Here is a 14782-nt window from a genome sequence, read left to right as displayed (position 1 = left end):
AAAAAACACTGAAAAAAACACTGACAACAATGCAGAGAAACATACTCATAACGGAGGTTTCCATTGACTCAGTTAGTCTGGTTCCGTACCGATTTGCGCAGCCGCGACAATCCTGCACTGTGGCATGCCTGCAAACATATTGAAGAAGGTGTCGTCGGCGTCGTTTTTGTTACCCGTCAGCAATGGCTTCAGCATGGCTTAGGCGAGCGAAAAATACAGCTGATGGAAAACACCATGCTGGCATTGAAGGCTGAACTGGAGTCTTTAAATATTCCTCTTCTGATTCTCACGGCTAATACATTTGCTGACTGCAATCAGATTCTTCAGCGCATCATTATTCAGCTGAATATCCGTTCGGTAGCTTTTAATATCGAATATGAAGTCAACGAGCGCCGGCGCGATATCGAGTTTGGCCGCTGGTGCCGTGAGCAGGAAATATCACTGTATAAATTCCATGACCAGTGTGTGGTTCCCCCAGGTGAAGTACGCACCAAACAGGATCTTCCGTTTAAAGTTTTTACGCCATTTAAACGCGCCTGGATTCAGAAGGCAGAAAGCGTTATAGCAGCACCGCTGCCACGGCCAGAGCAACGCGATCAGAAAATACAGTCAGCGTTAACAGATCTGATTAAGGCGCAATCCGGTTTATTACTCAGTGCTCCACCAATAAAAGCCGTTGCAGATCCGCTCTGGCCCGCTACAGAAGACGAAGCTCACCTGCGTCTGAACCGCTTTGCGGAAGAGCGTGGCTGTGCCTATAAACAACTGCGTGATTTTCCTGCCGAAGATGCAACCAGCCGTTTATCGGTTTACCTGTCATTAGGTCTGATTTCTGTGCGCCAGTGCCTGCATGTCGCACTTGATCATAATAATGGCCGCTTTACCGGTGGCAGCCCCGGTTTTGACAGCTGGATCAGCGAGCTGATCTGGCGCGAATTTTATCGTCATCTGCTGGTCGCATTTCCACAACTGTGCAAGCACAAAGCCTTTAAACCCGATACCGAGCAGGTTCCATGGCGCAACAGCGAGGCGGATTTCAAAGCCTGGTGTGAAGGTCGTACCGGTTATCCGGTTGTTGATGCAGCACAAAAACAACTTATTGCAGAAGGCTGGATGCACAACCGGCTGCGCATGATCAGCGCCATGTTTTTAACCAAACATCTGCTGATTGACTGGCGCAAAGGCGAAGCCTTTTTTAATCAGTGGCTGCTTGATGCTGATCTGGCTTCCAATAATGGAGGCTGGCAATGGAGTGCATCAACCGGTGCCGATGGCGTACCGTATTTCCGTATATTTAATCCAACCACTCAATCACAACGATTTGATGCCTCGGGTGATTTTATCGCCCGCTATATCCCGGAATTAATCAATCTTCCCGGCGCATCACGTCACCAGCCAGACAACCTGCAACGTCAGCGTTGCGGTTATCCACCGCCATTGGTAGAGCATAAATTTGCCCGCCAACGGGCGCTGGACGCTTTTAAACAGACGCTAACCACGGCCAATGCCGGAGATGAGCATGAATAACAATGACGGCCTTTCATCATCCACAGGATCACCACGTAACGGGAACCTGTGGCGTAACATCATGCGCTGGTTCGATTCTGAAAGCGGTCAGGATGACGACATGCACAGTACAGAATTTAACTGGCTGAGGGTTATGCCATTTATTATTCTTCACCTGCTGTGTTTACTGGCGTTTTTTCTTCCGTTAAGCAGTACGGCATTAGCAGTGTGTTTTTCGCTTTACTGGTTAAGACTGTTTGCTATTACAGCCTTTTACCACCGTTATTTTTCTCACCGGGCTTATAAAACCAATCGCTTCTGGCAGTTTATTTTCGCCTTACTTGGCAATATGGCAGCACAACGCGGACCACTCTGGTGGGCTGCTCATCACCGTGCTCATCACCAGCATGCCGATACCGATGAAGACCTTCATTCACCGGTAAAGCGTGGTTTCTGGTGGAGTCATGCCGGCTGGTTCACCTGTGATGCATCGTTCAACACCCAGTATCAGCGCATCAAAGACTTTGCCCGCTTTCCCGAATTACGCTGGCTGAACCGTTATGACAGCGTTGCTCCCTTACTGCTTATTGTACTGCTGTTTCTGGCCGGCGAATGGATAGCGGTAGCGGCACCGGAATTAAACACCAATGGTCTGCAACTGGTTGTCTGGGGTTTCTTTATTTCTACGGTATTACTGTTTCACTCTACCGTTACTATTAATTCTCTGGGGCATATCTGGGGAAAAAAGCGTTTTGCAACGAAAGATGAAAGCCGCAACAACGCATTTCTGGCCCTGCTGACTCTTGGCGAAGGCTGGCATAACAATCATCACCGCTGGGCAGTATCAGCCCGCCAGGGATTTTATTGGTGGGAGCTGGATATTACCTACCTGATTCTGAAACTCATGAGCTGGATCGGAATTGTGTACGACCTAAGCCCGGTTCCACGCCATGTTCTTGAGGAAGGCCGTAACACCTCTCTGCAAACATCGCAGGAGAAATCACTGTGAATATGCTTACCGCAGTTTCCGGCAGTAACAGTGCTGAACGCTTTCAGGCGCTATACCACCACCTTAACCGCGATACCATTTCTCGTGAGCTGTTAAGCACCTGCTATGCCGACAATATTGCGTTCAGCGATCCCTTCCATGAAATCCATGGTATCCGCGAACTGACAGACTATTTTATCGGCATGTACAGCAACGTTAACCATATCGATTTTATTTTCACCAGCAGCTGGCATCAGGATGAGCGCAGTATGTTGCGCTGGACCATGAATTTTCGTCACCCGCGACTGCGTAACGGTGAGTTGATTACCATCGAAGGCTGCAGTGAACTGCGCTGGGAAAATAACCGCATTGTATATCACCGCGACTTTTTTGATGCCGGTGCCATGCTGTATGAGCATATTCCTCTGCTTGGCTGGGTTATCCGTAAGCTGAAGGAGCGCATGCAATGACACTCAGAAATATAAAGAACAGGCAAAACCCTTTGCCCCTGACAGATCAGATTATCTGGTTAACCGGAGCATCAAGCGGTATTGGTGAAGCCCTTGTGCATAAATTACAGCAACAGTGCCGTCACCTGATAATCAGTGCACGCAATGCGATAGCTCTGCAAAAACTGGCTGAAAATTACAGTAATGTCAGCATTCAGGTTGCTGACATTACTGATGCCGCACAAATGTTGGCTGCGGCAGCGGCTATTAAGGCCCAGTTCGGCTATATCGATACCTTAATCGCGAATGCCGGCACCTGTGAATATGTCGATGTCGACCATTTTGATGGGGCATTAATCCGACGCGTTCATGAAACCAATTTCTTCGGTCTGGTCAATACCGTTCAGGCCGCACTGCCCCTGCTGGAGAAAAGCCAACAGGGTTATATTGCCGGCATGAGCAGTAGTGTGACCTGGCTGGCGATGCCACGTGCTCAGGCCTACGGTGCCAGCAAAGCAGCTGTACGCCATTTTCTCCAGTGCATGCAGGCGGATCTGAAACACAAAGGGATTGATGTTGGCATTATATCTCCCGGGTTTGTTCAGACTCCCCTGACAGATCGCAATGACTTTCCAATGCCCGGAAAAATCGATGCTGAAAGTGCTGCAGATATCATTATTCGGGGACTGAAAAAACGTCGCCTGGAAATCCGGTTCCCATTTTTATTCACCCTGATACTACGCCTGACAGGTGCATTGCCTGCCCGCCTGCGACTGAAAATAACCAGCGCTATGGCACGTAACAATCCACAACCTGAAACCGGAGACCATCACTCATGAAAGAACGTATTGCGATTATCGGTTCCGGAATTTCCGGCCTGACCAGTGCCTGGCTGTTACGTGAAAAATACGATGTCCATCTGTATGAAGCCGGTGACTATCTCGGCGGGCATACTCAGACCAATGATATTGAGGTCGCAGGAAAAACCTATCCGGTTAACAGTGGATTTATTGTCTTTAACGACTGGACCTATCCTGACTTTATTCGTCTTATGGACCGACTGGGTGTTGCCGCTGAAAACTCGGATATGAGCTTCAGTGTTAAATGCGAGCGATCGGGAATGGAATACAACGGCCATTCTCTGGACTCTCTCTTTGCCCAGCGCAGTAACATTTTCAACCTGCGTTTTCTCTGGATGATCAGGGATATTCTGAAATTCAACAAAGAAACCCGCGCAGAACTCGCATCCGGCAGTGTAAGCAACAGCGAAACACTGGGGGAATACCTGATCCGCAAAGGCTACAGCGATTACTTCCGCCGCTATTACATCATCCCCATGGGCGCTGCGATCTGGTCAGCCAGCGAAGCCATGATGATGGATTTCCCTCTGTACTTCTTCCTGCGCTTTTTCAACAACCACGGCATGCTCAGCGTGGATGAAAGGCCACAATGGCGGGTAATCAGTAATGGCTCACGCAGTTACGTACGCCGCATAGAGCAGGATCTGGAAGCGGGCCATATCTATCTGAATACGGAAGTTACCCGGGTAGAGCGTGATGATCAGGGCGTTATGCTGTATTCATCACGGGGAGCTGAACGCTATTCCCAGGTTATTTTCGCCTGTCACAGTGATCAGGCGCTGAAGATGCTTGCCCATCCAACCGCAGAAGAGCAGGAAATTCTGGGGGCAATTCCTTATAAAATGAATGATGTCGTATTGCATACCGACAGCAGTATTCTTCCGGAAAACAAAAAGGCATGGGCGGCCTGGAATTACCATATCGGTCAAAAAGATCAGGATACCGTCGCGGTAACCTACTATATGAACCGCCTGCAGAACTTTGATGATGCTCCGGTTGATTTCTGCGTTACGCTGAATAAGACCAGAGATATTGACCCGAAAAAAATCCTGCGATCTTTCCGTTATGCACACCCGGTGTTCACTCTGCAAGGTATGGCGGCACAACAACGTCATGCTGAAATCAGTGGTCATAACCGCAGCCATTTCTGTGGTGCTTACTGGTTTAATGGTTTTCACGAAGACGGCGTTAAAAGTGCTTTGCGCGTTACTGAATCACTGGGAGTGTCGCTGTGATATTCCAGCAGCAAAAGCCTTCAGGCCGACCATCTGCTCAGATCCGGCACAGCGCGATTTATACTGGCTGGGTTCGCCATCGCCGCTTTACTCGGACAGATAACGCCTTTAAATACCAGGTTTTTATGGTACTGCTTGATCTGGATGAAGCAGAACAGGTACTGGCACGGCATCCGCTGTGGAAATGCGGCAGTAAAGGTATGGCCTTGGTCCGCTTCTGTCGTGATGACTATTTCGCTGCTGAACATAAGATCTGTGACCAACCGTCGGATCTCAAGCGTTTATTGGTCAATACCTTTTATCAGGAGTTAAATGAACGGGTCGAGCGGGTTTCCATGCTCACCAACCTGCGCAGCTTTGGTTACCTGATAAACCCGGTTACATTTTATTTTGGCTACCGCAGCGATGGTAGTCTTGCCGGTATTCTTGCAGAAATTACCAATACCCCCTGGAACGAGCGTTTTCACTACACGCTATCAACCAGCAATAACACAACTGCTGGTAACACAACCGCCGATAACACAACGATAGAGAAACAGCAGGGCATCGTACCTGCCCGTCATTTGGTCAGTGCTTCTTTTAAAGGATTTCACGGCTACGAATACCGTTTTAATAAAGACTTTCATGTCTCACCATTTAATCCAATGGCCATGGAGTACCGCTGGGTCATTCAGAATCCGGCAGAAGATCTGCTGATTCATATGGATACCTTTAACCTTGCGAACCAGGGTCATAAAGATTTCGATGCAACGATGAAGCTGGAAAGGCGGGAATTTTCCCGTGCCATGATGAGTAAAGTGCTGTGGCGTTTTCCATTGATGACTCTGAAAGTTGTCGCCGGTATTTACTGGAGTGCTTTTAAGCTTTGGCTGCGCCGTTCACCTTTTTACGATCATCCGGGTAAACCTTCACCTGAAACAAAACTCAATAACAAGTCTGAGGCCAGCTCTGGCCGGGAGCAAATGCGATGAAAACTCTGACGATGAATCCGGAAAAAATGCACTGGCTCGACCGCTTATGCCGGAACGCACTGTTAAATACACTGGAAAACCTTCATACCGGTTGTATACGCCTGAAAGAAGGAGATCAGCAGCATATTTTTGGCAATCCGGCCGTTACAGAATTCAGTGCTGCAATTGAAATACTGGATGCGGAGGCTTACCGCAATATTGCTCTTAACGGCAGCGTCGGAGCGGGTGAGTCTTATATGACCGGTGATTGGACAAGTGAAAACCTTCCCATGCTGATCCGGGTGCTCGCACGCAACAAAGACGTGGTTGACAGCATCGACGGCGGACTGGCCAGCTTTGGAAAATTACTGCTGAAAGGCTTTCATTACCTTAATCGCAATACAGAGAAAGGTTCACGCCGGAATATTGCTGCTCACTATGATCTGGGTAACGAAATGTTTGAGCTGTTTCTGGACCCGACCATGATGTACTCCAGCGGTATATTCCCTACAGAAACATCCAGCATGGAAGAAGCGTCGGTGTACAAGCTGGATCGTATCTGCCAGAAGTTGCAGCTCACAGCGGCAGATCATCTGGTGGAAATCGGTACAGGCTGGGGCAGCATGGCAATTCATGCAGCTAAACACTATGGCTGCAAAGTCACCACAACCACCATTTCTGAAGAGCAGTATGCCTGGGCTGAACGGCGTGTGCACGAAGAAGGACTGGAAGATAAAATCACGCTGTTAAAAAAGGATTATCGGGCGCTGGAAGGCCAGTACGATAAGTTAGTTTCTGTTGAAATGATTGAAGCCGTTGGACATCAGTATCTGGATACCTACATAGCAACCTGCAGCCGGCTGCTGAAAGATGACGGTATTGCCCTTATTCAGGCGATCACGATTGATGACCAGCGCTATGATCAGGCCAAAAATGAAGTCGATTTTATTAAGCGCTATATATTCCCGGGCAGCTTCATTCCCTGCGTCACGGCCATCAGTCAGGCTGTTACACGCGCAAGTGATATGAAAATGATTCATATGGAGGATATTACTCCCCATTATGCGCGCACGCTGGATGCATGGCGTAAGCGTTTTCTCAGTAACCGTGAGCAGATTATGGCCCTTGGCTATGATGAAACCTTTATCCGTTTATGGGACTTTTATTTTGCCTACTGCGAAGGCGGATTTGCCGAGCGGGTAATCGGTGATGTTCAGCTGGTATTCGCCAAACCATTAAATCGCCGTCCACCACTATTGGGTAATCTGAGCTGATATGAACCTGCCAATGAACGCAATGGTAAGCAGTAAAAAAATGGCTCTTCTGCTGAATATTATCGGTTTTCAGCTGTGCTGGATTGCCTGTGTCATTGGCGGAAACTTATGGGCTTCTCTCTGCGTTTCGCTATTTATGTTTTGGCACTGGTGTCAGCTTAAAACCGGAGAATTGTGGCTGATTATTACGATCACACTGGTAGGAACGCTGTTTGACAGTTTATTACTGAATCTTGATTTGCTGACATTTCCTTCTTACGAAGGCCCACTGATACCACTGTGGCTGATTCTGCTGTGGACAGCTTTTTCAGCAACCCTGTATCACTCGATGGCCTGGTTGCTGAAAAAGCCATTATTGGCCGCAACCCTTGGTGCTGTTGCAGCCCCCTGGAGTTATTACGCAGGCTCACTGTTTGATGCGGTACAGCTGACATCACCAGCGTTACTGCTGATAGCTTCCGCCTGGGCATTATTGTTGGGGGCGGTTGCCCTTTTTCGTCGGGAGCGATAATCATGTTAACCACTTCAGTTAAAGTATTGTTGGCAGGCCTTATCCTTAATGCACAGGCAGGCGTCACTGAGGTTATGATCTATTCCGGAAAGGCTTATGCACCGGACAACCCCCGGCAGCTGCTTTACTGTGAAAAGCACCGTTTGCAGCTGCGCGGTGATAAACCTTACCGGCGTAACGTCAGTTACTTTAATGCCGATGGAAAGCTGATAGCACAAAAGGAAAATCAATACTTCAGTAACCCGGAAGCACCCGACTTCCGCTTGCAGGACTTACGCCATCATTATCATGAGCAGGCCAGATATAATGATGATGGCAGCCTGCTATTGAGCCTGCAGGAAAATTCTGCAGCAGAAGAACAGAAGACTCTCCTTACAGAATTACCGGAAAACCTGGTCATTGATGCCGGATTTGACGAATTTGTACGTCTTCATTGGCAATCGTTACTGTCAGGTAAAGAGGTGAGCTTCAGTTTTGCTTCTGCAGCCCGTCAGGATCTTGTTAATTTCCGGTTGGAGAAGACATCGCTGGATGATCGTCAGCTGGTGCTCAGCATGCGCCTGAAATCGCGCCTGCTGGCCTGGTTGCTGGACCCGATAGAGCTGACCTATGAGCGCGACAGTCAGCGCCTGCTGCGTTATCGTGGCCTGAGTAACATTATAGATTCCGCTGGTAATACCTATCACGCAGATATCCGTTATGAATATCCGGGGGATTGCCCGAACTGATGGCGCCGTCCGGCTTATTTCTTCAGGCCACGGCGCAGATGACAGCAAAACCGCTCAATGGTTCACCTTGCATTCATCTTTACCTGCTAACATCAGCTCTATTATGACTATATCTGTGAATTATCAACAGGGAAAACGTCCGATGAAATCACCGATGGCATTGCCTAAACGCACCGCACTCTCAGCACAGGTACAGCTGGCTGGCCTGCTGATCTCCGGCCTCCTTTTTGCTGCCCCGGCCAGTGCTGATGAAACTGAAGCTATTGAACTGGATACTGTACAGATCAGTGGAAAAGAGGAGAAACTGACCGAGATTTCCACAGAAAAGCTGTTAAAGATTCCCGGTTCAGGTAATGACCCTTTGCGCGCAATTGAGAGTCTTCCCGGTGTGACCTTTACCGGAGGAAGAACATCGGCACCGGCCGTGCGTGGTTCATCCCCGGATGACAATGCTTATATTATTGATTTTATTCCCGTTGGTTATATTTTCCATACCGACTCGTCCAGTATTCTTAGCGATAACGTCGTTGAAGATTTTACCCTCGAAACTGCAGCGTTTCCGGCGCAATACAACAATGCAACCGGCGCGGTTATTGATGCAACATCACGTTCTCCCTACTACGACCGCAGCCAGTTTATTATTGACGCAAGCCTGCTGAAGGCCGGTATTTTTATCGAACAACCGCTCAGCGAAAATCAGAGTTTTTATATTGCTGCACGCCAGAGTCTGTTTCAGTACTACATCGAGAACTTTCTCGATGACGAAGACTTTGAATTCACAACCGTACCGGAATATTACGATTATCAGGGAAAATATGAGTACCGCATCAGCGCTACGGAGACTCTGTCATTCCAGGCCATTGGCTCACGCGATAAAGCCGGCTTGGTATTTGCCGAAGATTCTGACACTTTAAAACAGGACCCCGGATTATCCGGCGGACTGGCTTTCGAAGCCTTTTTCAACAGTCAGGGGCTGGTCTGGGAAAAATTCTATACCAGTGGCATGAGCCATAAAATCGCTCTGTCACAAATGGAACAAAAGTTTGGCTTCAATATCGGCAGCGATAACAAAATCGACGTCAAAGTAAATGACTATAACCTGCGCAGCCAGTTCAGCTATCCGCTGAATTACCAGCATGAATTACGCTGGGGTGTGGAATTAACAGAAAGCCAGCTCAGTTATAAAGGCCGTTTCACAGGCACACCTTGCGATGAAAACAAGTCTGATTTCGACTGCAATATTTCCGATGGAACAGAAATATTAGAAGGTAGAGGAAAACCAACCATTTACCATTACGACGTTCATTTTGCCGATGCCTGGGATGTGACTCAGAACTGGACGCTGACACCTGGTGTTGCGCTGTCCTATGATGATTATACCGAGCAGTATTTCGGTGAACCTCGCCTGCAAAGCCGCTGGCAGTTCACTAATAACTGGTGGTTTACCAGCGCCTATGGCCGCCACCATATTCTGCCGGATAATTTTGGTGATTATGTCGCCCCCTTCGGTAACCCGGATCTGAAGCAGCCAACCGCGACGCACTACGAGCTGGGCATTGAAAATCAGCTGGCCAACGATATGCTGTGGAAAGTCGAGGTTTATTATAAGGATCTGGACAACATTATTACCTCTCGTCCGAGAAAAGAGCTTTATTACGACGAACTTTCAGAGGACGAATACAATAATCTGCCACGTTACACCAATGACGCAGATGGCAAGGCCTGGGGTATGGAATTTTTCCTGAATAAAAACCTGACCGAACGCTGGTATGGCTGGGTATCGGTGGCCTACTCACGCACCTTCCGCACCAATAATCTGACCGGTGATGATTTCAGTTTTAACTACGATCAGCCGGTGATTATTAACAGCGTGGCAAATTACAAATTGAATAAAGACTGGCAGGTCGGCTTTAAATGGCGCTACCAGAGTGGCCAGTTGGTAACGCCCCTGGCTTATGTGGAAGGCCCTGACGCGGAAGGAAAATACACTGCTTTCCCCGGCAATCTGAATTCCGAACGCCTACCGGCCTATCACAAACTGGATGTACGTGCTGACCGTACCTACCGCTTCAGTGGCTGGGAAATGGACTTTTACGCAGAAATCCTGAACCTGTACGGACGTGATAACGTCACCGGCTACGAATACAAAGGGGCGGATTACAGCGAAAAAGAAGAGGTTACCGATTTACCGACCATTATCTCGTTCGGTATTAAAGCCAAAATCTGAGAACGACAGCCAGATAAGCCCATCAGACGATGGGCTTTTCCATATATTCATGGCTGCCAATGCCGCCGAAAGCAGACTGAAAACCTCCGTGACGGATGACCCGTGGCTTAAAGCCCAAGCGCAGATATAACGCCCGCGCCCGCGGATTATTATCGGCGACATCCAGAGCAACATGGGTCAGACTCAGAGTCTGCGCACGGAGAATCAGTTGCTCTACCAGCTGCTCACCAATACCGCGACCGCGCATTTCCGGCTTAACGCCCAGCTGATAGATTAATCCGCGGTTTGCCTGTGGCGGACGGATCACCCGCTCAGTGCGCAAGCCGCGGAACATGACTCCCGGCACTTGCCGGGCAGCATAAAAGCTGCCGATATCACGTATCGCCGCCAGCATAAATCCCGCACTTTCCGCCTGCGTGCGCAAGGCGCCGACCCCCACCACTTCGCCATCGATCACCGCTGCCAGATGTTGCTGAAAACCAAACTCGGAACGACCATTGCTGAATGCATGGTGGAGAAAATTCTGCGCCTCCTGTTCATGACGACTGCAGAACACGTAGTTAAAAGCTCCGGGACCAGAACTGTAAATCAGTGGCACAGCGGCACGGGCATCAGCTCCCACACAGGGACGGAAACTCAGATCACGCATACAGAATTCCTGATCTTTTATTATTTTGGTACCAAGGTACATTTTTGAACGATCGACGTCCAGAGGCAGACAAGCCACTAAAGACAGCAATTTTTAGCTAATCATGTTTTTTTTATAGCTATTGTTCCAAAATCACCTTTAAAATTCACAAATAGCCCCCATACTGAATCCATTCGCAAGAGGAACTGTCCCATGTTGATTGGTAAGCGTGAAGAATTTGACCTGAACGAGATGGCTATCTTCGTTCATGTTGTAGAAGCCGGCAGCTTTACCGGAGCCGCCAAAAACCTTGGTCTGCCCAAGTCCACGGTCAGCCGCAAGATCACCCAGCTGGAAGAACGCCTCGGCGTACGCCTTATCCAGCGCACCACCCGCAGCCTGCGCCTGACCGATACCGGCAACGCTTACTACAACCACTGCGCACGCATTCTCAGCGAAATTGAAGAAGCCAATATCGCCGTTACCCAGATGCAGAGCACGCCAACGGGAACCCTGCGTATCACCGCACCAGTCCTGTTCGGCTCGACCGTATTGTCGAGTCTGGTGGCCGAATTTATGGAACAACACCCACAGGTGATGGTTGATCTGGTCTTGTCTGATCAGCGTCTGGATCTGGTGCAGGAAGGGATCGACGTCGCATTCCGCATTGGCCAGCTGGAAGATTCATCCCTGATCGGCCGCTATCTGGGAGATGTTCGCGCCATCCTGTGTGCCAGTCCGGAATATCTGGAACGTCACGGCATGCCGAACCACCCGGAGCAATTGCACGAACACCGCCTGCTGACCGGCTCCCAGTGGCTGCAATGGCCAATGAGTGGTCCAAGAGAAGAGCAGTACACCGTTCAGGTTAAACCACGGTTGCAGGTTAATGATTTTGCCAGCCTGTATGCCCTGACGCTGTCGGGCGCCGGTATTTCCCCCGTGCCAATGCTGATTGCCGCCCCGGCTATCCGTGCAGGTAATCTGGTACCGGTGCTGTGCGACTGGCCGTTTGAAGCCAGCCCGATTCATGCGCTGTACCCCAGCAACCGTCATCTGTCGGCCAAAGTCCGCAGCTTTGTCGATTTTGTTATCGACAGCATCCGTCCAAACCCACCCTGGGAAGTGGAGCTGCTGGAAAGCGCTTGTCCAAACGGAGACAAAAGCAAAGCAGACGACGTACAGAAACCGGCCGTGCACTGAGCATGGCCCCACCCGATCCGACACACTTGCACAGGGATGTTTTATGCTGGCCAGGAATGCTTTATCCACCACCCTGCTGATCACATTCAGTGCAGCATTAGCGGTTTCGCTCAGCGGCTGCAGCAGTCCGGCCGGTAACCCAAATGCCGCATCCCTGAGCAGCAACACCGTCGCCACACAGGTCAACAGCAGTGTCCGCCCAGCAGCAGACCGTGCCCGTGACCATTATCGCCATCCGGCCGAAACACTGACCTTTTTTCAGCTTGAACCCCATCACACGGTGGTGGAAATCTGGCCGGGCGCGGGTTGGTACAGTCGCATTCTGGCACCTTATCTGCGGGATAAGGGCCGGTTTATTGCCGCCCACTGGGCAGCGGATTCTCCGGTCACGTTTTTCCGTAACAGCCGTGCGGCATTTGACCGGGAGTTTGTACAATCAGACCAGCCATACGGGCCGGTTCATGTGCGAATGCTTGAGCCGCCACGCCAGAACCAGTTAACCGCTGAGATACAGGCCGACCGTATTCTGACATTCCGTAATGTACATAACTGGATGCGCAACGATCAGGAGCAAGCGGTGTTTAACAGCATGTTTGTTGCTCTTAAAGCAGGAGGGGTTCTGGGCGTGGTTGAACACAGGGCACCACCGCAGTTCAGCCGTGCACAGATGATTAAGTCCGGCTATGTCAGTGAAGCCTACGTGCAGAAACTGGCTGAAAAGGCTGGATTTATTCTGGAAGCAAGCAGTGAAATCAATGCTAACCCCGCCGACAGTAAAAACTATCCTGCCGGGGTGTGGACCTTACCACCGACACTGCGGCTGGGTGAAACTGATAAAGCCAGATATCTGGCTGTTGGTGAAAGCGACCGCATGACGCTGCGTTTCCGTAAGCCTCTCTGAGAGGCTGTCGGTTTAATGATTATGATTCGGTGTCGTCATTTTTCGGCATCATATCCAGCAGAGCCTGTACCTCCTGCGGATCAACATGGTCGGCAGAAAAGACCCGGTCAACCTTCTGCAGAAACACATTAAGCCCTTCATCCACCCGGATACCCTCGTTAAAAACGCGGTTGGTTTCAGCGATGCCGGTTTCCATTATCTTCTGCATTGCAGCTTCCTGACGCTCATCCATTCCCAGAAACTGCAGGCTCTGCTCTACCCCATCGGCCATGTTTTCAACCACATCGGCGATATCGCGCATCACATTCTGATAAGACACATCCACCGCTGACATCATATAGCTCATCTGGCCACTCAGGCGCTTTACCAGGCGGCTTTCCAGCGCCAGCGACTGTAAGTTATCCAGTGCCTGAATACGCGCATCACAGCCCTGCAACAGCGAGAAAACATTATCTTTAATGGCGCCGTATTTTTTCTCGTCATCCACCGGCATATTTTTCACCAGCAGCGACACGCCACCATAATTCATAATGGAGCGGCGGCCAAAATCGACATAACGGCCTTTGTCTTTGCATTCGCTCATCAGCACAGATTCCATATCCTTGGCCATGCCGTTGGCTTCCATATTCTTTACGCCATAACGGCTGCGCATCTGCAGACTGCAGTTAATGCCGTAACTCTGCAGCGCCTGAAACAGGCGCATACCCAGCTCATCAATATTGCTGCAGCGGTTCACATCGAGCAGAAACTGGATATTCACGCCCAGATCGGACGTATCAGACATGGCGATAAAGGCCATTTCGTTGGCTTGTTTCAGCTGCATCTTCAGCTGGTCGTTGGCAATTTTATTGAACAGCACCCGGTCGAGACGGGCTTTCAGTTCAAACATCATCGACGGCGACAGGTAATCATCGCAGCCGGCGTCATAGGCATCGAGTTTATGCTGCAGCGTTTCTTCGTTTTCCAGCACAACAACCGGAAGCTCGCTGTTGTCTTTCAGCTGACGACAGGTATCAATGACAGCATCCGAGGGAATGCTGTTGCCATCAATCAGAATCAGTTTGAGGTCGTGTTCCTGCGCCAGCTGCTGCGTCTGAGAGACGCTGTCGGCCTGCAGTAAATGGTATTTTTCGTCCAACAGGTCACTCAGCTGTTCATTAGATTTTTTGCTGAGTACAACTGCTTTATATCGCGTCGTCATAGTCGATCCATCAAATCCAGTCCTTCTCAATGTTTAGTCGAGGAAGACACATCCCGCCAGCCTGCGGGATGATCTAGGGCCACCAAAATGAGTCTTCATTCCGGCAACGGAGATAACAACA

General features: G+C 49.8%; 14 protein-coding genes. 12 read left to right on the top strand and 2 right to left on the bottom strand.

The genetic code is table 11. From position 1 onward, the window contains the following. Positions 1-63: 63 nt before the first annotated feature. The 10 genes from phrB to B3P58_RS03730 all read left to right on the top strand — a co-directional run bounded on the left by phrB (position 64) and on the right by B3P58_RS03730 (position 10728). Positions 64-1527, top strand: a complete 1464-nt coding sequence (gene phrB, locus B3P58_RS03775; protein WP_286716142.1) for a deoxyribodipyrimidine photo-lyase — start codon at positions 64-66, stop codon at positions 1525-1527. Further along, positions 1520-2515, top strand: coding sequence for an acyl-CoA desaturase (locus B3P58_RS03770; RefSeq protein WP_286716141.1), 996 nt, complete (start codon positions 1520-1522; stop codon positions 2513-2515). Before phrB ends, B3P58_RS03770 begins: the two co-directional genes overlap by 8 nt. Positions 2516-2517: 2 nt before the next feature. Next, complete coding sequence (locus tag B3P58_RS03765) at positions 2518-2964, top strand: nuclear transport factor 2 family protein (RefSeq protein ID WP_286716149.1); 447 nt, start codon at positions 2518-2520, stop codon at positions 2962-2964. A gap of 32 nt (positions 2965-2996) precedes the next feature. Further along, positions 2997-3782, top strand: coding sequence for an SDR family NAD(P)-dependent oxidoreductase (locus B3P58_RS03760; protein WP_286716140.1), 786 nt, complete (start codon positions 2997-2999; stop codon positions 3780-3782). Continuing rightward, entirely contained in the window at positions 3779-5038 is a 1260-nt protein-coding gene (locus B3P58_RS03755; RefSeq protein WP_225693158.1) for an NAD(P)/FAD-dependent oxidoreductase, read from the top strand. Before B3P58_RS03760 ends, B3P58_RS03755 begins: the two co-directional genes overlap by 4 nt. Further along, positions 5035-6009, top strand: coding sequence for a DUF1365 domain-containing protein (locus tag B3P58_RS03750; protein WP_286716139.1), 975 nt, complete (start codon positions 5035-5037; stop codon positions 6007-6009). Before B3P58_RS03755 ends, B3P58_RS03750 begins: the two co-directional genes overlap by 4 nt. Then, a complete protein-coding gene (locus B3P58_RS03745) occupies positions 6006-7262 on the top strand; it encodes an SAM-dependent methyltransferase (RefSeq protein WP_286716138.1) in 1257 nt (418 codons plus the stop codon). Before B3P58_RS03750 ends, B3P58_RS03745 begins: the two co-directional genes overlap by 4 nt. A 40-nt stretch (positions 7263-7302) precedes the next feature. After that, a complete protein-coding gene (locus B3P58_RS03740) occupies positions 7303-7773 on the top strand; it encodes a DUF2878 domain-containing protein (protein WP_286716136.1) in 471 nt (156 codons plus the stop codon). Positions 7774-7775: 2 nt separating this feature from the next. Next, on the top strand, positions 7776-8501 hold the full coding sequence (locus B3P58_RS03735; RefSeq protein WP_286716134.1) for a hypothetical protein: 726 nt from the start codon (positions 7776-7778) through the stop codon (positions 8499-8501). Positions 8502-8643: 142 nt separating this feature from the next. Continuing rightward, positions 8644-10728, top strand: a complete 2085-nt coding sequence (locus B3P58_RS03730; RefSeq protein WP_286716133.1) for a TonB-dependent receptor plug domain-containing protein — start codon at positions 8644-8646, stop codon at positions 10726-10728. Positions 10729-10750: 22 nt separating this feature from the next. On the opposite strand, the gene B3P58_RS03725 is transcribed toward B3P58_RS03730, so the two are convergent. Further along, on the bottom strand, positions 10751-11377 hold the full coding sequence (locus B3P58_RS03725; protein ID WP_230331299.1) for a GNAT family N-acetyltransferase: 627 nt from the start codon (positions 11375-11377) through the stop codon (positions 10751-10753). 192 nt (positions 11378-11569) lie between these two features. On the opposite strand from B3P58_RS03725, the gene B3P58_RS03720 reads away from it, so the two are divergent. Both B3P58_RS03720 and B3P58_RS03715 read left to right on the top strand, forming a co-directional pair. After that, complete coding sequence (locus tag B3P58_RS03720; protein WP_145466283.1) at positions 11570-12559, top strand: LysR family transcriptional regulator; 990 nt, start codon at positions 11570-11572, stop codon at positions 12557-12559. Between the two features lie 43 nt (positions 12560-12602). Further along, positions 12603-13460, top strand: coding sequence for a class I SAM-dependent methyltransferase (locus B3P58_RS03715; RefSeq protein ID WP_286716131.1), 858 nt, complete (start codon positions 12603-12605; stop codon positions 13458-13460). 19 nt (positions 13461-13479) lie between these two features. Here the strand turns inward: B3P58_RS03715 and B3P58_RS03710 are convergent, their stop codons facing one another. Then, positions 13480-14661 (bottom strand): response regulator, encoded by a 1182-nt coding sequence (locus B3P58_RS03710; RefSeq protein WP_230330622.1) that lies wholly within the window; start codon positions 14659-14661, stop codon positions 13480-13482. Between the last annotated feature and the right edge of the window lie 121 nt (positions 14662-14782).

The organism is Thalassolituus sp. UBA2009 (assembly GCF_002335285.1).
GTDB classification, from domain to species: domain Bacteria; phylum Pseudomonadota; class Gammaproteobacteria; order Pseudomonadales; family Oceanobacteraceae; genus Venatoribacter; species Venatoribacter alkanivorans.
Note: the sequence above shows the minus strand (reverse complement) of the source record. Positions and strands in the feature narration are given on the sequence as shown.